This window comes from Miniphocaeibacter massiliensis, assembly GCF_900232905.1.
GTDB lineage: Bacteria > Bacillota > Clostridia > Tissierellales > Peptoniphilaceae > Miniphocaeibacter > Miniphocaeibacter massiliensis.
Map to the genome: position 1 here is coordinate 133,948 of NZ_OCTQ01000003.1, position 18,929 is coordinate 152,876.

Below are 18,929 nucleotides of genomic sequence, written 5' to 3' on the forward strand. Positions count from 1 at the left end.
TTTTTTATATAGAAAAAGGAAAGTTAACTTTATATAATGATATAAAAATAGTATACTTTAAATATGGAAAGTTAACTTTACATAGCAGGAGAGGAAACATGAAAAATCGATTAAAAGAACTTAGAAAAGAAAGAGGTATAAACCAAGAAGAATTAGCTAATATATTAGAAGTAACAAGGCAGACTATAGGCTCTTTAGAAAATGGTAGGTATGACCCGTCTATTAATTTGGCATTTAAAATAGCTAAATATTTTAATATGGCTATAGAAGATATATTTATTTATGAGGAGGAAGTTTAATGAAAAGCTTATTTGTTGATGAAAAAATCAAGACTGATGAAGATTATAAGAAACATTTGAAAGGTAAGATATTATTATTTTATGTGTTAATATTTTTGGGGTTAGGAGCAATATTAGTAAGTTTAATGGCAAAAAGCATATTTAATATTAGTTTAGAAACAGAAATCTTATGTTTTTATAATGGAATGGGTATAGGATTGATAATTCCTGGTATAATAGGGATAATAAAATTTAAGTCTTTATTAAAAAACAAAGATAAGTTAAGGGAAGATAGAATAAAATACACAGATGAAAGAAATCAAAAAATAAGTTTACAAGCTGGAAAAATATCTTTAATGGCATTAATAATAGCAATATACGGAATAATGGTAGTAGGAGGACTATTTAATAAAGAAATAATAAAATTAATGATGATTATTATTGGTGTATTTTTTATAACCTATGGTGTATCTTATAAAGTATTAGAGAAAAAACTATAGAAATTGCTATAGTTTTTTTAATATATTAATAGAAGTAGAGACTGCTCTTGGACAAACTTTGTCCTTTATTCCATTTTCAACAAGTTTTTCTCTGATTCCAGGGAGAGTAACATCTTCTCCAAGTAGTTCTTTGCATTCTTTTGAAGAATTTAAATAAAGAAACTCTTCATTGAATTCTTTCATTTTCTCTTTGACAATTTTTTTGTTACTACCATATTTAACTCCTAGTATTAAATAAGCAGCAGAAACTGCACCACAAATATTTGCTGAATTTAACCCTGCACCTAAAAGAGAACCCATATTAGTAAATAATTCTTTAGATATACCTATATCTTCTGCATAATAGTCTAGCACTACTTGAGCTCAATTAAAGCCACTAGACATTTTTTCTCTTACATAGTTATTATTTATATTAGACATAATATCTCCTCAACTTATTAAATGTAAGAATATTATATCAGATATTGAAAATTCAAGATTAAATATATTAATAAATTTGATGATATAATGTATGAAATCAACAAAAGCTGATTTAAAATTAGGAGGTGTTCATTATGATTAAAAATAGAGAATTTAATATAGAAAAAATGAAGTTAGGTAGTGTGGTAATAATAATATAAAAAGGAGAAATATTTGAACGAAGAAAGAATATTAAATGAAACTTTAAAAATACTTAATAAAGGTGAAGTTTTAAAAGCTTATGAATATATCTTAAATAACAAAGAAAAGATAAACGTTTTATCTAGTCAAGCCTACAATTTTTTATATTGTTTAGGATCTTTATCAGGTAAGAGAGAAGAAGCCTTAAAATTTTTTAAAAGAAGCAATATTTGAGAAAGAGTTTTGGTATAGACCAGAAGTTTTTGAAGATGAAGATTTAGATTTAATAAAAAATGAAGATATATTTAAAATCTGTAAAAAAATATCTACTAAAAGATACTTAAAAGAAAATAAAAATACAAAAATTATTTGCACATGGGAAAAGAAGACAAAAAATAAATTAATGATAGCTTTTCATGGGAATCAACAAAATATTAGCATAGCTAGAAGTAATTGGAAGTATATAGAAAATTATAATTATCAAGTTGAATATATCCAATCCAAAATTTTAGACTCTTATAATTTGTTTAGGTGGGAAGATGAAGAAAATACAGAAGTTCATAAAGTATTGAAAGAAATACCTTGGAATTTGTATGAAGAAAAAATATTATCTGGATTTTCTTCTGGATGCAATGAAATTTTCAAGTTATTATTAGAAAAATCTACTTTGGCAGATAAGATAATTTTAATTTCACCTTGGATACCAATAATAGATAGTAAATTAGATAATATTTTGAATATAATAAATGATAATAATATAAATGTTCAAATTATTTGTGGAAAAGAAGACAAAGATTGTTATCCTTTTGTGAAATTGATAAAAAGTAAAGTATATGGAAACAAAAATTTTGATATAAATATTATAGAGAGACTAAAACATGAATTTCCAGAAAACATAGAAAAGTTGGTGATAGTTTAATGAAGTTGGAAGATAAAATAAAGCTTTGGAAAAATGAAGAAAACCATGCTTTTAAAGGCTGGGATTTTTCACATATAAATGGTAGATGGGATAGTGAAAAACTAACATGGAATTATAAAAATATTGTAGAAAAATATTTAAAGGAAAAAGATAATTTATTAGATATGGGAACAGGAGGAGAATTTTTGCTTTCTTTAAATCATAATCCCAAAATAACTTCTGCTACTGAAGGATACATTCAAAATTTTTCAGTAGAAAAATGTTTAAATTAGCTTGTAAATATTGAAAAAGAAATAGAGGAAAAAGGATATTTTGATGGAAAAGAACATAGGTATATAGTAGTCGTAAAGAAAGGTTAAATATGAGAGTGGCATTTTTGGATAGAGATGGAACTATTAACAAAGATTATTCAGACGAAAAGTGGAGAGTAATCAAAGAGCCAGAAATTTTGGAAGGATCAATAGAAGGATTAAAATATTTAAAGAGGCAAGGTTTTGAATTTATTATAGTGACAAACCAATATATAATAGGAGATGGTTATATAACATTAGAAAGCTATAATAAATTTAATAATAAATTAATTGAAATTTTAAAAAATAATTCTATAGAAATTATTGATGTTTTTTATTGTCCTCATAGCAAAAGAGAAAAATGTAACTGCAATAAACCAAAACCTGGTCTAATACAACAAGCTTTAGAAAAATATAAAAGTATAGATATGAAGAATTCGATATTAATTGGGGACTCAAAATGTGATGAAGAACTGGCTAATCTTTTTAAATTAGATTTTTATGGATTAGGAGTAGATTGTGAAAATAGAATAGATAGCATAATTGAAATAAGTAAATATATAAAAGAACCTAGTTTATAGACTAGGTTCTTTTATTTTCCAATCATTATATTAAGTATTTCATCATCTGTATTTTTCATTCCAAGAGAAGCCATTCTACCTATGTTTTCAATAGTTTTTTCGATGCTTCCACCAACAATTCCATCTCCAGATTCAAAAACTATATTGTTTTTAGCCATATCAATAGCTAGAAATGCATTATCTAAAGCTATAGCTATTTTTGCAGCACAAGAAGGTTTTGCTCCATCACAGACTATTCCTCCAGAAGTAGCTAGCGTATTAACTAGAACTTTACCTATTTGCTCAGTATTAAGGCCCATTAAATAAGCTATTCCACATCCAGCACCCGCACCTGCACTAACCGCACCACAAAAGGCTGACAGTTTGCCAATAAATCTTTTTTGATGTATTCCTATTAAGTTTGAAACTATAAGAGCACGGTAAAGTTTGTCTTTACTAGCATTAATGTGTTTTGCATAAGTTATTACAGGAAGGGAAGTAGTTATACCTTGGTTTCCAGATCCTGAATTAATAACAACAGGTAGTCCACAACCACCCATTCTAGCATCAGATGCTGCTGTAGTAGCAGCTTTAATTTTAGATTTTAAATCTGAATCAAATGAATTTTCTGATATTACATGACCTATTCCAGCACCATATCTGCCAGATAAGCCCTCATCAGAAATACTAGAGTTGCAATTTATTTGTAGATCAAGTCTATCAGTTAGTTTTTTTCTTTCTTTTAAATTCACATTATTTGCAAATTCAATTATATTTTCAACACTTAGAAAAGATGTATCACATTCTTGCTCATTTGAACTTTCATCTGAAGAATTATCATAAATAAGTTCTCCATTTTTAGAAATTTTAGAAATATTACTGTGCCTATCTGATAATTCTACAGAAACTAAATTATCTTCAAAAAACAAGTCTGTCCTTACATAAAGCAAATTAGGGACTTGAGCTATTTCCAAAGTAAAAATTTTATTATTTATTAATTTTTTTGCTTCACAAATATCATTATCAGTAATATCTTCTAGAACTTTTAAGTTTTTATCAGCATTTCCTCCAACGATTCCAAGTGCGGCAGCAACCTCTATTCCTTTCAATCCATTTGAATTAGGTACTGTTACAGAATTAGCATTTTTGATAATATTCTTACTACAGTATAAAATAACTTTAGAGGGAATATTTCCAAGGATGGATTTTGCCTTTGCAGCACAAAGGGCAATAGCTATTGGTTCTGTACAACCTAGAGCTTGTTGTAAATCGTTTAACAAGATTTCTTCATATTTACAGTGTTTTGAATCTTCCATTTTTGGCTCCTTTAAAATAAAATATATAAATAAACATATAAACCTTACTGGTATTATTACTAATCATATCAGCAAAATGTGTATATGTCAATGGAGAGGTGTTATGAATAAATTATTAAGTTTAAGAGAGCAAGTTTATAGCAGTATAAAATTAGATGTAATTTCAGGAAAGTATAACTTAGAGGATATTTTGAATGAAAAAACTCTTATGAATCAATACAATATAAGCAAAGCTCCAGTTAGAGATGCATTAATTGAATTATGTAATGATGGAATTTTACAAAGTATTCCAAGGCTGGGATATAAAATAGTAAATTACACTAATGAATATTTAGATGGTATTTTAAAGTTTAGGTTAATGGTAGAACCCAAGTATTTGGAAGAATATTGGGATAGGTTGACAGAGGATGATATAAAGGAATTAGAAAAGCTACACGAAGAGCAAATGGAAAATGCCCATAAAGATGATCCTGTTACGTATTGGAAAACTAATCAAGACTTTCATTTGAAATTGGCTTCACTATATCATGATGAATATTTTTGTGAAATTTTAAAAAGTGCTTTAAATAGACAAATGTTAGTATTCTCACAGTTTTATTGGAGAAGTTGGGATAAACAAGTATTTAGCATATATACTCATCAGCATGATGAATTTATAGAATTTTTAAAAAATGGAGATAAGGAAGGAGCTATAAAGGATTTAATTAAAGATATAGATTCTTTTATGAAAAAATAATTATTAAAAGGGGAGTTATATGAACAGAATAAATTTAATCTGTCTTGGTGTTAAAGATTTAGCTAGATCGTTAGCATTTTATAAAAATATTGGATTTAATACTTACGAAAAAGATGATTCACCACCAATTGTATTTTTTGATAATCAAGGTAGTAAGTTAGAGTTATATCCAATAGAAGAATTAGCAAAAGATATTAATGAAAAAAATCCACCGAAATTAATTACAGGAGGATTTTACGGTATTACTTTGGCATGCAATATGAAATCAGAAGTAGAAGTAGATTTGTTAATAAAATTAGTAGAAAAACATGGTGGAATAATTACAAAAAGACCAGAAAAAGTTTTTTGGGGAGGATATAGTGGCTATTTTCAAGATCTTGATGGATATTATTGGGAAGTAGCATATAGTTCAGGTTGGAAATTTGATGAAAATGATATGTTAATAATTGAATAGAGCAAATAAAAAAGGCATGCTATAAATTTAGTATGCCTTTTATTTTAAATTTAATTATTTTGAAATCTAATGCCTTCAATATTTTTAAGCATTTTTTGAGCGATTTTTATTAAGGTTTCTTTTTTGTTTAAGTCATTACTTCCTATTACTTGTTTAACTAAAAAAATTAAAATAGTATTAATATTTTCGCTTGTATAGCCAATTTCAATCATATCTTTTCCATTAACAGCTAAATCTTTAATTTTGTGTGGACCATTGTATATTTTTTCATAAGATTCTAAAATAGTATCAAATTTGTCTAATCTATCTAAACACATTGGATTTTGAGCTAATGTATCAGCAATTTCTACTCTTATTAAATCTTCCATGTCTTCAAAAGTAAATTGTCTATCTACTACAAATTTATTCATATTTTTGAGGTTAGGAGAAAGAATAGTATCGTGATACTTTATTAATTTTAATATATGTTCTTTATCTTTTTTTGAAAATTTAAGTCTTTTTAAAATATTACTTGCAACTTCAACGGAAGATAAAGCATGATCATAAAAATGATCTTTTCCCTTAGTATTCGTTTTAACAACTGATTTGCCAATATCATGAAGTAACATAACGTACTTTAAATTCAAGTTATCAAAAACATTTATAGTAGCCATAAGACAGTGATCTCCAACGTTGTAAACATGGAAACGATTGTTTTGAGTAGTTTTAAACATCGAATCTATTTCTGGGAATAGGTGTTTGAAAATACTTGTATTATACAAGGTTCTTAAGGCAGGATAATTATTAGCCATAAGAATTTTATCGAGTTCCACTTTTATTCTTTCCATTGCGACATTTTTCAAAAGGTATGAATATTTTGCAATATTATATAATGTTTTATAATCTATTCTAAAATCAAGTTGAGCCGAAAAACGAATAGCTCTAAGTATTCTTAAAGCATCTTCATTAAATCTGTCTTTAGGACTACCAACAGTACGAATTATTTTCTTCTTTAAATCCAATTGACCATAAAAAGGATCTATTAATGTATTAGAAGAAATATCATAAGCCATGGCATTTATAGTAAGGTCTCTACGTTTCAAATCTTCATAAATATCATCAAAGAATATTATAGACTCAGGATGTCTGCTATCTTTATAATCTGACTCTTTTCTCATGGTTGTAATTTCTACAAAATGATCTTCAACTTCTACAGCAATAGTGCCAAATCTTCTACCTACATCTAAAGTTCTATAATTTTCAAAAACTGTTAATATTTCTTCAGGAGTAGCATTTGTTGTAATATCCCAGTCAGAAGGTATTTTCCCAAGCAAAGAATCCCTAATACATCCACCAACAGGGTAAGCTTTAAAATTAGATTTATTTAATTCTTGAACGACAATCTTTGCTAGTCTAGAAATTTTAATCATAATATTCTCCTAAATTAAATGTTACTTAATTTATATATACCTATTTATAATAATTTCAATAAATTTTATAAAATAAGTGACAGTAATAAATTTATAAAAGAATTTAAATCTAATGGACATAATCTTTTGCTTTATTTATAATTATACTAATTGAAAGAAAAGAGGTTAGTATGAATGATGTAAATGTTTTTTCTGAAATAGGAAAACTAAAAAAGGTTATTGTACACAGGCCTGGAGAAGAATTAAATAATTTAACACCTGATGTTATGGAAGAATTGTTATTTGACGAAATTCCATATCTAAAGATAGCACAAGAAGAACACGATTGTTTTGTAAAAGTGTTAAGAGATAATAATGTAGAAGTACTTTATTTAGAAGATTTAGTAACAGATGTAATAGCAGATAGAAAAATTAAAGAACAATTAATAGAAGAGTATATTTTAGAAAACACTATTGATATAGATAAAGAGAAAAAGATATTAAAGACTAAGCTTTTAGAAATTGAAGACAGCAAAAGTTTAGTTTTAAAAATGATGGAAGGAACGAGAAGAGTAGAGATAGATAACTATAGAAAAGAAAGTTTGTACGAAATGGTTTCAAGCTGGATGAAATTTACGGCATTACCAATGCCAAACTTGTATTTTACAAGGGATCCTTTTTCATTTGTGGGAAATTCAGTAAGTTTAAATAGAATGTGGAGCAAGACTAGAAATAGAGAGACTTTGTTTGGAAAATATATTTTTAAATATCATAGAGATTTTAAGGATATACAATTCTTATATAATAGAGATAATCAATATGCAATAGAAGGGGGAGATATTTTAGTTCTATCTAAAGAAATATTAGCAATAGGAATATCCCAAAGAACAAAAGCAAAAGCAGTAGAAGAATTTTGTAGAAATTTATTTGAAAAGCAACCTAATTTCAAGAAAGTTTTGGCGTTTGCTATTCCTAAAAAGAGAAAATTCATGCATTTAGATACTGTATTTACTATGGTAGACAAAGATTTGTTTACTATACACCCTTGTATAGAAGATCCTTTAGTTGTATATTCCATAGAAAAAAATGGAAACAAACTAAAAATAGAACAAGAAAATTGCACTTTAAAATATACATTGGAGAAAAACTTAGAAATAGAGAATATAAAATTAATACCTTGCGGTGGAGAAAGTAAGGTTGATTCTGAAAGAGAGCAATGGAATGACGGATCAAACACATTAGCTATAGCGCCAAGGGAAATAATAGTTTATGATAGAAATACAGTAACTAATAAGATACTGGAAGAAAATGGGACAAAGTTACATAAAATAAAATCGGGAGAGCTTTCTAGAGGCAGAGGTGGTCCTAGATGCATGTCTATGCCAATAATAAGAGAAGAAATTTAAGGAGGAATTTATGCCAGTTAATTTAAAAGGAAGAGATTTTTTAACTCTAAAAGATTTTACAACAGAAGAAATAGAGTATTTACTGAACTTATCAGAAGATTTAAAAAATAAAAAGAGAGCAGGAATAAAAGGAGATTTATTAGAAGGTAAAAATATAGTCCTTTTATTTGAGAAAACTTCAACTAGAACAAGATGTGCTTTTGAAGTTGCGTGTGTAGACGAAGGTGGTTACCCAACATTTTTAGGAATGGGAGATAGCCAGTTTGGGAAAAAAGAATCTGTAGAAGATACTGCAAAAGTCCTATCAAGATTTTACGATGGAATTGAATTTAGAGGATTTGACCATAAGACAGTTCAAGATTTAGCAAAATACTCTTGTGTACCTGTTTGGAATGGCTTAACAGACCTTTACCATCCTACACAAATACTAGCAGATTTTCTTACTATAAAAGAACATGTAAATAAGCCACTTAACAAAATTAAATTTGTTTATGTTGGAGATGCAAGAAATAACATGGGCAATTCTTTGATGATTGGTGCTTCTAAAATGGGAATGGAATTTGTAGCACTTGCTCCTAAAGAATTGTGGCCTTCTGAAGAGTTAGTAGAAGAAATGAGAGAAGTTTGTAAAGTTACAGGAGGTAAAATAACCTTAACTGATAATATAGATGATGTTGAAAAAGCGGATGTTATTTATACAGATGTTTGGGTTTCAATGGGAGAAGAGGATATGTTTGAAGAAAGAATTAATCAACTTAAAGCATATCAAGTTAATATGAAAATGATAGGAAAAACAAATAATGATGATGTAATATTTTTGCATTGTTTACCAAGCTTCCACGATTTAAACACAGTTGTAGCAAGAGAAGTAAAAGAAAAGTTTGGATTAGATGAAATGGAAGTTACAGATGAAGTGTTTAGAAGCAAGTACTCAAAAGTATTTGATGAAGCAGAGAATAGAATGCACACTATAAAAGCTATAATGGTTGCAACAATTGGAAAATAAAAGACAGGATAACCTGTCTTTTTTTATTTAGCATTTAAAAAATTAAAAATTATTTCTATAATACCAGAAAGTAATCCACCTATAACAAAAATTATCCATCCAGGGTGCCACAATTCCCTTGTGAAACCTAAGAATAGGTAAACTCCTGTAATAACAAGCCACAAAACTCCCATTATAGAATCAAGTAGTAGTTTATTTTTTCTGTAATTAGGGTTGCCAGTAGGGAGTCCATGTTCATCGACATCGTAGTATTGAGTTAAACCTTTGGACTTAAAATATTCAATATAAAATGATTTTTTAATTCCAGCTATTATAAAGAGAACAACTCCAACAGCAACAAAGGAAAAGAAAATCGCAGGAAGTAAGACTCCTTTAGTTATATGAGAGAATGCTCCAGTAACAGCCACTGCCATTATACAAAAACCTACTCCAGCAGCTATGAGTATAGGAAAAACTGAAGAAAACTTTATATATTCTGACACCATTTCTAAGTCTTCATTAGAGAGTTCTTCTTTTTTGTTTTCTAGCTTAAGTTCTGATAATAAATCTTCAAAAGAACCAAATTTAGAGATTATTATACCAATTGCTTCTTCGTTTGAAATATTATTATTTTTTAATTCATAATATTCATCTTCCATATGAGATAAGATATCATTTTTTAATCTTAAAGAATTTTCGTTTTTTTCATAAGGTAAAAAGATGTTTTCTACATAATTTTTTAAAACTTCCATTAAACTTCCTCCAAATATTTAACAAATAAATTTATTACGGTTTCTATTTCATTCCACTCTTCTAATTTTGACGATAAATAAATTTTTCCACTTTTGCTAATTTTATAATAAGTTCTTTTTCTTCCAAAAGTTTTATCGGATTCATATCCTAAAATATAACCATTTTTTTCAAGCCTAGAGAATGCTGAATAAAGAGTAGTTTCTTTTAAAGAATATTTAGTATTAGAAATTTCAGTTATTTTTTTAGAAATTTCGTATCCATAAGAATCACCTTTATTTATAATGGAGAGAATAAGTAAGTCATTAAAACCGCGCATTACATCACTTGATATCATTTTTCCTCCAAGTACTATGTCTGTCGTAGTAATAATATAGCATTTTTACTACGACAGGTCAAGTAAAATTTATTTAAAATCAATTATGTATAAAATAAAAAAACATAGCTAATATTAGCTATGTTTTAAATTACCCAATTGCCATTTTCAAATATTTTAATTTCTTCACCAGTTGAAGTTATACCAGTAATAGATAAATCACTTGATCCAACCATGAAGTCCTCATGTATTAAAGCATCGTTAACACCATTTGATAATAACTCTTCTTCTGTCATTTCTGTACCACCTTTTAAGCAAGTAGGATAGGCTTTACCAAAAGCAAAATGACAAGATGCATTTTCGTCAAATAAAGTATTATAAAATAATATATTTGAATTAGAAATAGGACTATCGTAAGGTACAAGTGCTACTTCTCCAAGATATTTTCCATTTTCGTCAACTGCAAACATATCGTCTAAATATTGTTTTCCAACTTTAGCATCATATTCTACAACCTTACCATCTTTAAAAGTAAATTCCATTTCATCTATTATGTTTCCACCGTAATTTAAAGGTTTTGTAGAGAATAACTTGCCGTTAACAGCATCTTTTTTAGGAAGAGTAAAAACTTCTTCAGTTGGCATATTAGCAATAAAGATTGTACCATTTACATTTTTACTACCAGCAGATAACCAAACATGTCCTTCAGGTAATTCAACTACTAAATCTGTACCTTTAGAATTTTTGTAGTGCAATTTTGTAAAACTTTTTTCATTTAAAAATTCAGCGTGTTTGTCCATTTCAGAAACATGGTTATTCCATTCTTCAATAGGATTTTCAACATCTACTCTAGTAGTATAAAAAATTGCTTCCCAAAGTTTTTCAACAGCTTCTTCTTCTGATATATTTGGGAAAACTCTTTTTGCCCAACCTGTTGTAGGAACTGAAACCACACACCAAGAGTTAATATCATTCATTGTGTATTTCATATTATCTTTATTAGCTATAGAAGCAACTTTATTTGCAGTAGCTATTTTTTTAGGGTCAGCATTTTTTAAAAGTTCAGGGTCTGTAGCATGTACAGAAATAAGAGCTGCCCCTTTTTCATAATAATACTTACTTTTATCTACTGCCCATTTAGGATACTCTTCAAAAATCTCCATTGGAGCATTTTCATATTTTAGCAAAGTTAATTCGTCATCAGACCAGTTAAGAATTACTTCACTAGCTCCTTTTTCATATGATTTTCTAGCTAGGGTTCTAGCAAAGTCAGCTCTTTCTATAGGACAACTTATAACTACTGGCTGATTTTTTTGTACATTGATACCTTTAGTAACTACTAAATCTGCAAACTTTAATAAATTGTTATCGAAATTTTTCATAATTCACCTCAAAAAGATTATAACATTAAATATAATAAAAATTTAATGTTTGATAATTAGAAAATTAAAGTAGATAAATTAGTATAGCAAACATCAAATGATAAAATTATATCCTTTTACTTTTTGTAAACAATATATCTATTATGATATACTATAATAAATTTATAAACTAAATAATTAACTAGTAGGGGTGTAGTTATGAAAATAGAAATATGTGTAGGTTCGGCATGTACTATGATGAGCGCAATGAATATATTAGATTATTTTGAAGATTGGGCAGAAGAAATAGGAAAAAAAGCAATTGAAGAAGAAATTGATCTAGAGGAAATAGAAGTAACTCCAGTAAAATGCAGAAGAGACTGTAGTGGAAACTACGATGCGTCGCCAGTTGTTTACATAAATGATAAAGTAATAGAAAATGCTAATAAAGATAAAATAATGGAGGAGATCTTTAAAGTATTTGATTTTAAAGGTTTAATGTAGATAAAGATGAAAGAAACTTATTTTGATATAAACAATATAAGGCTTAAAGTATTTTCGGAAATTGCAAAAATAGCTTATGAAGAAACTCCTTTAGAAGGTTTAGGAAAATCAGTATATAGGATATTACCTGGAGAAGTAGCTAACTATAGAGATAGTATTTTTTTAGAAAGGGCTATAGTTAGTGAAAGATTAAGGCTTGGACTAGGCTTAAAATTAAGGAAAGCATCTGACTTAGAAGCAATAACAAAAGGTGTTGAAGATATAGATGTGGACCATAGGATTTTTGAGGAGCCACTTGTTAATGTAATTCCTTTTGCATGTGAGTCATGTCCAACAAAAAGTTATGTGGTTACAAATAATTGTAGAAAATGTTTAGCACATCCATGTTCACATGTTTGTCCTAAAAATGCTATAACTATTGAGAAAACTCAAGCAGTAATAGACCAAGAAAAGTGTATTAAATGTGGAAAATGTAAGGAAGCATGTCCATATAGCGCAATAATAATGTATGATAGACCGTGTGCTTCTGTTTGTGGTGTAAAAGCAATAGAATCAGATTACTTAGGAAGAGCTAGCATAAACCAAGACAAATGTGTTGCTTGTGGAAGATGTATGACAGAATGTCCATTTGGAGCAATTGCAGATAAATCACAAATTTATCAATTGATAAAAGCTATAAAATCTGGAAAAAAAGTATATGCAGAAATTGCACCATCATTTATAGGACAATTTGGTGCATTAGCATCTCCAATACAAATAAAAGAGGGAATCAAACAGTTAGGATTTAAAGACGTTACAGAAGTAGGACTTGGTGCAGATTTTACAACTTTAGAAGAAGCCTTAGAATTTGTAGAAAGGGTTCCAGAAGAAATTAGTTTTATGGGAACAAGTTGCTGCCATTCTTGGTATTTAATGGTAAAGAAAAACTTCCCAGAACTTTCAGAGCAAATTTCAGATTCATCCACTCCAATGACTTATACAGGTAGGTATTTAAAAGAACTAGATCCAGAAGGATTAGTAGTGTTTATAGGACCTTGTACTTCAAAAAAACTAGAAGGATTAGATCCTAAAGTTAAAAAATATGTTGACTTTGTTATTACGTTTGAAGAGTTATTAGGTATGTTTGTAGGAAAAGGAATAGAACTTTCAGAAATAGAAGTAGATGGAGATTTGTCTGATGCATCATCTTCAGGAAGAGGTTATGCAATAGCTGGAGGAGTTGCACAAGCAGTTAAAGATACAATATTAGAAATAAATCCTGACAAAAAAGTTGATATAGTTAATGCACAGACTTTAGATGAATGTATAAAGATGCTAAAAGTGGCAAAAGCTGGTAAACACAAAGATTGTTTATTAGAAGGAATGGCTTGTCCAAATGGATGTGTAGGAGGAGCTGGAACAATAGCGTCGCCTCAAAGGGTTAAGAGAGAATTGGCAAAGTTTATGAAAGACTCAAAATCTAAATTGCCTTTTGAGAATGAGAAGCTAGAATTTAAAAATAAAGATATTGAAAGTAAGAGAGAATCTTAAAATGGATAAAGAAAATAAAATATATAAATTAGGATTTATAGGCTGTGGAAATATGGGAAAAGCTATGTTGTCTGGAGCTTTAGAAAATGGTTATGTAAAAAGAGATGAAGTAATAATATACACCCAAAATAAGGAGAATTTGAATAAATTAGAAACAGAATTTGGAATTGTTAAAGCTAATAATAACAAGGAAGTAGCTAAAAGTGCAAATATAATTATTCTAGGAGTTAAGCCTAACATTTATAAAGAAATTATTGAAGAAATTAAGAATGAAGTAGATGTAGATACAATAATTACGTCTATCACTCCTAGTTTTAAAATAGAAGAATTACAAAGTTTTTTTGAAAAAGATGTAAAAATAGCAAGAGCTATGCCAAATACTCCAGCAATGGTAGGTGCAGGAATTTCAGGACTTTGTTTTTCTGGCAATTTAAATAAAGAAGAAATAGAAAAAGTATATGAATTTTTCAAAAGCTTTGGTGAAGTTGTAGTTGTAAAAGAAGAATTAATGAAAGCAGTTGTATCAGTAAGTGGATCAGGACCAGCGTATATATATTTACTCATAGAAGCTATGGCAGATGCAGGAGTTGCAGAGGGACTTTCAAGAAAAGATGCCTATATTTTTGTAGCTAAAACTGTAGAAGGAGCAGCAAAAATGGTATTACAAACAGGAAAACATCCAGGAGAATTAAAAGATGATGTATGTTCACCAGCAGGAACAACAATAGCAGGAGTAAATGAACTTGAAAAAAATGGTTTTAGGGGTACTATTATTAAAGGAATAGAGAAAACAGCTGAAAAATTTGAAGATATGAATAAAATTTAACAAACAGAGTACTTGCAAAAGTACTCTGTTTTAAATTATAAAAAGAGGAAATAAGTATACTAAATAGATAAATAATTAATATATATTTTAAATGTGACATATAAATATTGATTAATCATTATATCCATGGTATCTTTTATTTGTTAAATATAAAAATATAGTGAAGTTTTATTTTATAATTACACAAATAAAAAATATTTATAAAATTGAAGAACAAAGGGGGTGACAGAATGAAAAGAAAATCAAAAAGTATAATTTATATATTGTTTATAATTTTATTGTGCGTAGGATTTAATAAAACTTCTTTTGCAGAAAATGAAAAAATTTGGATTTATAATAATGAATTTACAGAAACAATATCTATAGATAAAGAGAAGAATTTCAAAGTAGATATTGATTTATCAAATGGTTTTATAGATGAAGAAATAATAATTAAATTACCAGAGGAAATAAAGTATATACCTAATAAAAACAATGAACAATTTATAGAAACAGAAGACAATACGAATAATATTAGAGTAGTTAGGAAAAATAGTGATATTGAATTGATAACCTTGGAATTAGAGGTAACATCAATAGGTGAATATAATATATTAGCTGAGTCAACAAATGAACAACGAAAAATACCTTCGTTAAAAATTTCTGTTAAAGCTGAAGCGGAAGATGAAGATAATAGATTGCTAAATTATAGTATTCTAAGATCAAATTTAAGAGCGACAGCTCCTCCAACATCAGATTTTAATGTTTTAGATTACTTTGTAGTTCCTAACTTAGGTTCCGCAACTAATGCTGCATATCCTGACAATACTTACAAAAATATGGTTACTTTAACAAATGATGAAAAAGAGAAATTTGGAGTAATGTGGGGAAAGCCAGTTATTAGTCTGGAAGAAGATTTTGAAATAGAGGGACATGTATATTTATATAGTGAAAATGATTCTCAACATCCAGCAGACGGACTTACTTTTACAATACATGGTGACCCTAAACAGCATAAGGCATATGGTACTAAGGGATGGGGACTAGGTGTTTATGGTTATACAGACTCAGGGAGTCCAGCATATGGACCAACGCCATTAATTTCTAATGCATTAACATTTGAAATGGACTCTTATTGGAACAGCTCTTATTCTGAGAGAGAGTTGCCAATTGGAGGTAATGGAACTCAAGAAGGCGGAGATTACCCAGGACATATTGCAGTAGTAGAAACTAATTTACATGCAAAAAAACCTATATCAATTCTAGCAAGAGGATATGGTGAGATTTTACATCAAAAAGCTCAGGTGGCTAATGTATTAGATCCTTTAGCCAGAGATAGTTGGAGAAAGTTTGAATTTCAATGGATTGCAGCTACTAAAACAGCTGTATATAAATTAGAAGGATTTAATGAGATTCATTATACCATTGAAGATTTAAATAAAACATTTGGTGGGAGTGATGTAATCTTTGGATTTACGGCATCCACAGGAGATAAAAGAGCATACCATAAAGTAGCATTTACTAAATTACCAGGTGCTCCTGTTAATATTTATTATAAAGATATTAATACAAAGGAAGATATAGAACCGTATTTAGAAAAAATAGGAGACATTAATGAACCATGGACAAGTGAAAAAAAAGATATAGAAGGTTATAAATTTGTTGAAGTAGAAGGAGAGACAGAAGGGGTTTTCACAAGTAAAGAGCAAATTGTAACTTATTATTATACAAAAGTAAGTGAGATAGACATATTAAAAAAAGATATGGAAAATAACTTGTTAAAAGGTGCTAAATTTAATCTATCAGGAAATGAATATAATGTAACGTTGCCATTAGACGGAGAACCAATAGATACTTTTGTATTTAAAGATTTACTTCCAGGGGAATATATTTTAACAGAAGTAGAAGAGCCAGATGGTTATAGAAAAATAGAAAATTCAATTTCAATTGTTATATCTAGTAACGGAGATATAACAGTAAACAATAGTGAAGAAAACATAACAATAACTGAAAATATAAAGCATAAGCTTAGTTTAGATATAAAAAACGAAAAAAAAATGGAGCCGTTTTCATTTTATAAAATAGATGAAAAAGGAAATTCAATGGAAGGAGTAGAGTTTACGTTATACGAATGTTTGAATCAAGATAGTAGTCACACCCATTTAGAGTTTAAAGGAGAAGCTGTTACAGGATGCTGGCAAAAAAAATTAGATACAATTAGTGAAAGTGATGGATTAGTATCTTTTGGAAATTTAAAAGATGGAAAATATTTATTAGTAGAGACAAGCACTTTAAATGGTTATGAACTACCTACAGGTTATTGGGAAATTAATATTGATTCTTCTAAGGAAAATATAGAAGAACGTATTAAAATAATAGCAAGAGGTTCAAAACTTCCACCTGCATTTAAAATCAATCATGAAACTAATGAACTAAGTTTACCAAATTATCCAGTTATTATTTTACCAAAATCTGGAAACTTAGAACTGATAATAACTACAATATTAGGTATAGTTACTATAGGTAGTGGATTTTTATACTTTATAGCAAGTGAGAAACAGAAAAAACAAATAAAAAATTATAAAAAATAAGGAGAATATCATGAAAAAAAGAATATTTAAGATTAGTCCGATAATCCTAACGATAATGTTATTGTTTGGATCGCTGTTATCTTTTAGAGTAGACTCAAAAGCTGACTCTTTACCACCAGAAAAAGGTAATTTATATATTCACAAATATTATTTAGAGGATTTAGATTTGGCAGGAGAACCTAATAAAGGGGAAGAATTAGACAAATCCAAAATTCCTAGTTCAGCAATACCTTTACCAGGAATAACTTTTAAACTTTACAAAGTATCGCCAGATGCAAATGGAGATTATCCTAGAGGAAAGAATATTGTATTAAATGGAGAAACTTCAATAACGGATGAAGGAAAAACTTATAATATAACTCCAGCAGGTTCAATAACAAGTGGAAATGATGGAATAGCATTATCTGGTGAACTGGATAGAGGGGTTTATTTGGTTGTGGAACAAAAGTCAGCTACAATTTCAATTCAAGGAAAAGATGTAGATGTAAATCCAGTGGATCCTTTTGTAGTTAGTGTTCCAATGACTAATCCAACAGGAACAGGATGGATGGAAAATGTTCATGTTTATCCTAAGAACGAAGGATTAGTAACAGAAAAAATAGTAGAAACAACTTTATCTAATAATATTGGAGACACTGTTTCATATAGAATAAATGCTAAGGTTCCAAATGGAATATATGATGAAGATGCTACAATTGATGGGAAAATCAAGTATTCTATTAAAGATACATTAGACGAAGCATTAACGTTAAATACAAATTCTATAAAGGTTTATTTAACAGATTCAGAAAAAGCAGATGTAACCAATGGAAATTTATTAATTAAAGATACAGATTATACTGTTAGTGAAAACTTCATAGTAGACTTCACTAGAGCAGGACGTAATAAATTATCAAATAGTAAATATTTAGCAGTTACTTTTGATACAGTTATAAATAATAAAATTCTTGACAAAGAAGTAACTAGAGTTGGAAACAAAGCGACTACTAATTTTACTAACAAAAATGGGGATGAGTTTGAGAAAGAAACTCCAACTGTAAATGTACACACTTCAACAATTAAGATAAAGAAAATTTCATCTAGAGATAGTGGTCAACTATTAGATGGTGTAGAATTTAAGATTGCAAGTAGTGAAGACAATGCTAAGAACAGCAAGTTTTTAAGAAAAGATAGTAATGGTAACATACTAGATGTAGGTGATGTTGGATATGATACAGCAACAGATTGGGTAGAAACTACAACAGCAAATGGAATTGCAAAGTTTGCTGGTATTAAAGGGTATACTTCTACAGTTACAGATGGTGTAGAATCTGACATAAAATATTTAAGTTATTGGTTGGTAGAAACTAAGGCAAAAGAAGGATTTAACTTGCTTGATACTCCAGTCAAAGCTACATTTGACGAAAGTAGTTCTACTGGAGAAGGAGCAACATATACCATAGAATCCACTATTAAAAACAGTCCTAAAGGATTATTACCAAGGACAGGTAGTAATATAGCTATAATACTTACTGTTTTAGGTATTGTATTTTTAGGATTTGGAGTTATAGTACAAATTTTTTCTAAAAAGAAACACAATGTTAAATAGATATTAGATATAGTAAAATAGAGGTTGAGCTATTAGTGGATCAATCTCTATT

Annotated in this window: 21 protein-coding genes and 1 pseudogene; 16 read left to right on the plus strand and 6 right to left on the minus strand. The window is 28.5% G+C overall.

The annotated features are described in order from the left end of the window. Positions 1-98 precede the first annotated feature (98 nt). Complete coding sequence (locus CS899_RS06875; RefSeq protein ID WP_100065448.1) at positions 99-299, plus strand: helix-turn-helix transcriptional regulator; 201 nt, start codon at positions 99-101, stop codon at positions 297-299. Continuing rightward, positions 299-778: a hypothetical protein gene (locus CS899_RS06880; protein WP_100065449.1), complete on the plus strand. Its 480-nt coding sequence runs from the start codon at positions 299-301 to the stop codon at positions 776-778. The genes CS899_RS06875 and CS899_RS06880 overlap by 1 nt, the downstream gene beginning before the upstream one ends. Positions 779-784: 6 nt before the next feature. Here the strand turns inward: CS899_RS06880 and CS899_RS06885 are convergent, their stop codons facing one another. Beyond that, positions 785-1,132 (minus strand): C-GCAxxG-C-C family protein, encoded by a 348-nt coding sequence (locus CS899_RS06885; protein ID WP_100065450.1) that lies wholly within the window; start codon positions 1,130-1,132, stop codon positions 785-787. A gap of 279 nt (positions 1,133-1,411) precedes the next feature. Here CS899_RS06885 and CS899_RS06890 point away from each other — a divergent pair, with 279 nt between their 5' ends. The 5 genes and pseudogenes from CS899_RS06890 to CS899_RS06905 all read left to right on the plus strand — a co-directional run bounded on the left by CS899_RS06890 (position 1,412) and on the right by CS899_RS06905 (position 3,168). After that, positions 1,412-1,612, plus strand: coding sequence for a hypothetical protein (locus CS899_RS06890; protein WP_100065451.1), 201 nt, complete (start codon positions 1,412-1,414; stop codon positions 1,610-1,612). After that, positions 1,605-1,661 (plus strand): annotated as a pseudogene (locus tag CS899_RS11150) (hypothetical protein); the annotation flags it as partial. The gene CS899_RS06890 and the pseudogene CS899_RS11150, both read left to right, overlap by 8 nt. 120 nt (positions 1,662-1,781) lie before the next feature. Continuing rightward, on the plus strand, positions 1,782-2,297 hold the full coding sequence (locus CS899_RS06895; RefSeq protein ID WP_100065452.1) for a hypothetical protein: 516 nt from the start codon (positions 1,782-1,784) through the stop codon (positions 2,295-2,297). Beyond that, positions 2,297-2,569: a hypothetical protein gene (locus CS899_RS06900; protein ID WP_100065453.1), complete on the plus strand. Its 273-nt coding sequence runs from the start codon at positions 2,297-2,299 to the stop codon at positions 2,567-2,569. The genes CS899_RS06895 and CS899_RS06900 overlap by 1 nt, the downstream gene beginning before the upstream one ends. Positions 2,570-2,658: 89 nt before the next feature. Continuing rightward, positions 2,659-3,168: a D-glycero-alpha-D-manno-heptose-1,7-bisphosphate 7-phosphatase gene (locus CS899_RS06905; protein ID WP_100065454.1), complete on the plus strand. Its 510-nt coding sequence runs from the start codon at positions 2,659-2,661 to the stop codon at positions 3,166-3,168. An 11-nt stretch (positions 3,169-3,179) separates the two neighbouring features. Here the strand turns inward: CS899_RS06905 and CS899_RS06910 are convergent, their stop codons facing one another. Then, positions 3,180-4,463 (minus strand): L-cysteine desulfidase family protein, encoded by a 1,284-nt coding sequence (locus CS899_RS06910; protein ID WP_100065455.1) that lies wholly within the window; start codon positions 4,461-4,463, stop codon positions 3,180-3,182. Between the two features lie 103 nt (positions 4,464-4,566). Here CS899_RS06910 and CS899_RS06915 point away from each other — a divergent pair, with 103 nt between their 5' ends. Next, positions 4,567-5,199, plus strand: a complete 633-nt coding sequence (locus CS899_RS06915) for a GntR family transcriptional regulator (RefSeq protein ID WP_164995881.1) — start codon at positions 4,567-4,569, stop codon at positions 5,197-5,199. Between the two features lie 19 nt (positions 5,200-5,218). Beyond that, positions 5,219-5,653 (plus strand): VOC family protein, encoded by a 435-nt coding sequence (locus CS899_RS06920; protein WP_100065457.1) that lies wholly within the window; start codon positions 5,219-5,221, stop codon positions 5,651-5,653. A 50-nt stretch (positions 5,654-5,703) separates the two neighbouring features. Here the strand turns inward: CS899_RS06920 and CS899_RS06925 are convergent, their stop codons facing one another. After that, positions 5,704-7,062: a CCA tRNA nucleotidyltransferase gene (locus CS899_RS06925; RefSeq protein ID WP_100065458.1), complete on the minus strand. Its 1,359-nt coding sequence runs from the start codon at positions 7,060-7,062 to the stop codon at positions 5,704-5,706. A 170-nt stretch (positions 7,063-7,232) separates the two neighbouring features. Here CS899_RS06925 and arcA point away from each other — a divergent pair, with 170 nt between their 5' ends. Further along, entirely contained in the window at positions 7,233-8,447 is a 1,215-nt protein-coding gene (gene arcA / locus CS899_RS06930) for an arginine deiminase (protein ID WP_100065459.1), read from the plus strand. A 10-nt stretch (positions 8,448-8,457) separates the two neighbouring features. Beyond that, positions 8,458-9,453 (plus strand): ornithine carbamoyltransferase, encoded by a 996-nt coding sequence (gene argF / locus CS899_RS06935; RefSeq protein ID WP_100065460.1) that lies wholly within the window; start codon positions 8,458-8,460, stop codon positions 9,451-9,453. Between the two features lie 23 nt (positions 9,454-9,476). Here the strand turns inward: argF and CS899_RS06940 are convergent, their stop codons facing one another. The 3 genes from CS899_RS06940 to CS899_RS06950 form a co-directional block, all read right to left on the minus strand. Beyond that, on the minus strand, positions 9,477-10,184 hold the full coding sequence (locus CS899_RS06940; protein ID WP_100065461.1) for a hypothetical protein: 708 nt from the start codon (positions 10,182-10,184) through the stop codon (positions 9,477-9,479). After that, positions 10,184-10,519, minus strand: a complete 336-nt coding sequence (locus CS899_RS06945; protein ID WP_100065462.1) for a PadR family transcriptional regulator — start codon at positions 10,517-10,519, stop codon at positions 10,184-10,186. The genes CS899_RS06940 and CS899_RS06945 overlap by 1 nt, the downstream gene beginning before the upstream one ends. Before the next feature lie 125 nt (positions 10,520-10,644). Further along, positions 10,645-11,880: an aminopeptidase gene (locus tag CS899_RS06950; protein WP_100065463.1), complete on the minus strand. Its 1,236-nt coding sequence runs from the start codon at positions 11,878-11,880 to the stop codon at positions 10,645-10,647. Positions 11,881-12,078: 198 nt separating this feature from the next. Between CS899_RS06950 and CS899_RS06955 the strand changes: the two genes are divergently transcribed. The 5 genes from CS899_RS06955 (at position 12,079) to CS899_RS06975 (ending at position 18,877) form a co-directional block, all read left to right on the plus strand. Beyond that, the gene (locus CS899_RS06955) at positions 12,079-12,363 is read left to right on the plus strand and encodes an NAD(P)H-dependent oxidoreductase subunit E (protein WP_100065464.1); all 285 of its coding nucleotides are present in this window, start codon (positions 12,079-12,081) and stop codon (positions 12,361-12,363) included. A gap of 6 nt (positions 12,364-12,369) precedes the next feature. Continuing rightward, a complete protein-coding gene (locus CS899_RS06960) occupies positions 12,370-13,893 on the plus strand; it encodes a 4Fe-4S dicluster domain-containing protein (protein WP_100065465.1) in 1,524 nt (507 codons plus the stop codon). 1 nt (position 13,894) lies between these two features. Beyond that, positions 13,895-14,719, plus strand: a complete 825-nt coding sequence (gene proC, locus CS899_RS06965) for a pyrroline-5-carboxylate reductase (protein WP_100065466.1) — start codon at positions 13,895-13,897, stop codon at positions 14,717-14,719. Between the two features lie 230 nt (positions 14,720-14,949). Beyond that, positions 14,950-17,289: a lectin-like domain-containing protein gene (locus CS899_RS06970; RefSeq protein ID WP_100065467.1), complete on the plus strand. Its 2,340-nt coding sequence runs from the start codon at positions 14,950-14,952 to the stop codon at positions 17,287-17,289. Positions 17,290-17,299: 10 nt separating this feature from the next. Next, positions 17,300-18,877: a SpaH/EbpB family LPXTG-anchored major pilin gene (locus tag CS899_RS06975; protein ID WP_100065468.1), complete on the plus strand. Its 1,578-nt coding sequence runs from the start codon at positions 17,300-17,302 to the stop codon at positions 18,875-18,877. Positions 18,878-18,929: the final 52 nt, after the last annotated feature.

Coding starts and splice junctions, on each gene's coding strand:
- CS899_RS06920 (WP_100065457.1), top strand. CDS start 5,219: ATGAACAGAATAAATTTAATCTGTCTTGGTGTTAAAGATTTAGCTAGA.
- CS899_RS06880 (WP_100065449.1), top strand. CDS start 299: ATGAAAAGCTTATTTGTTGATGAAAAAATCAAGACTGATGAAGATTAT.
- CS899_RS06945 (WP_100065462.1), bottom strand. CDS start 10,519: ATGATATCAAGTGATGTAATGCGCGGTTTTAATGACTTACTTATTCTC.
- CS899_RS06895 (WP_100065452.1), top strand. CDS start 1,782: ATGATAGCTTTTCATGGGAATCAACAAAATATTAGCATAGCTAGAAGT.
- CS899_RS06900 (WP_100065453.1), top strand. CDS start 2,297: ATGAAGTTGGAAGATAAAATAAAGCTTTGGAAAAATGAAGAAAACCAT.
- CS899_RS06955 (WP_100065464.1), top strand. CDS start 12,079: ATGAAAATAGAAATATGTGTAGGTTCGGCATGTACTATGATGAGCGCA.
- CS899_RS06940 (WP_100065461.1), bottom strand. CDS start 10,184: ATGGAAGTTTTAAAAAATTATGTAGAAAACATCTTTTTACCTTATGAA.
- CS899_RS06970 (WP_100065467.1), top strand. CDS start 14,950: ATGAAAAGAAAATCAAAAAGTATAATTTATATATTGTTTATAATTTTA.
- CS899_RS06960 (WP_100065465.1), top strand. CDS start 12,370: ATGAAAGAAACTTATTTTGATATAAACAATATAAGGCTTAAAGTATTT.
- CS899_RS06910 (WP_100065455.1), bottom strand. CDS start 4,463: ATGGAAGATTCAAAACACTGTAAATATGAAGAAATCTTGTTAAACGAT.
- CS899_RS06915 (WP_164995881.1), top strand. CDS start 4,567: ATGAATAAATTATTAAGTTTAAGAGAGCAAGTTTATAGCAGTATAAAA.
- CS899_RS06905 (WP_100065454.1), top strand. CDS start 2,659: ATGAGAGTGGCATTTTTGGATAGAGATGGAACTATTAACAAAGATTAT.
- CS899_RS06950 (WP_100065463.1), bottom strand. CDS start 11,880: ATGAAAAATTTCGATAACAATTTATTAAAGTTTGCAGATTTAGTAGTT.
- proC (WP_100065466.1), top strand. CDS start 13,895: ATGGATAAAGAAAATAAAATATATAAATTAGGATTTATAGGCTGTGGA.
- arcA (WP_100065459.1), top strand. CDS start 7,233: ATGAATGATGTAAATGTTTTTTCTGAAATAGGAAAACTAAAAAAGGTT.
- CS899_RS06875 (WP_100065448.1), top strand. CDS start 99: ATGAAAAATCGATTAAAAGAACTTAGAAAAGAAAGAGGTATAAACCAA.
- CS899_RS06975 (WP_100065468.1), top strand. CDS start 17,300: ATGAAAAAAAGAATATTTAAGATTAGTCCGATAATCCTAACGATAATG.
- argF (WP_100065460.1), top strand. CDS start 8,458: ATGCCAGTTAATTTAAAAGGAAGAGATTTTTTAACTCTAAAAGATTTT.
- CS899_RS06925 (WP_100065458.1), bottom strand. CDS start 7,062: ATGATTAAAATTTCTAGACTAGCAAAGATTGTCGTTCAAGAATTAAAT.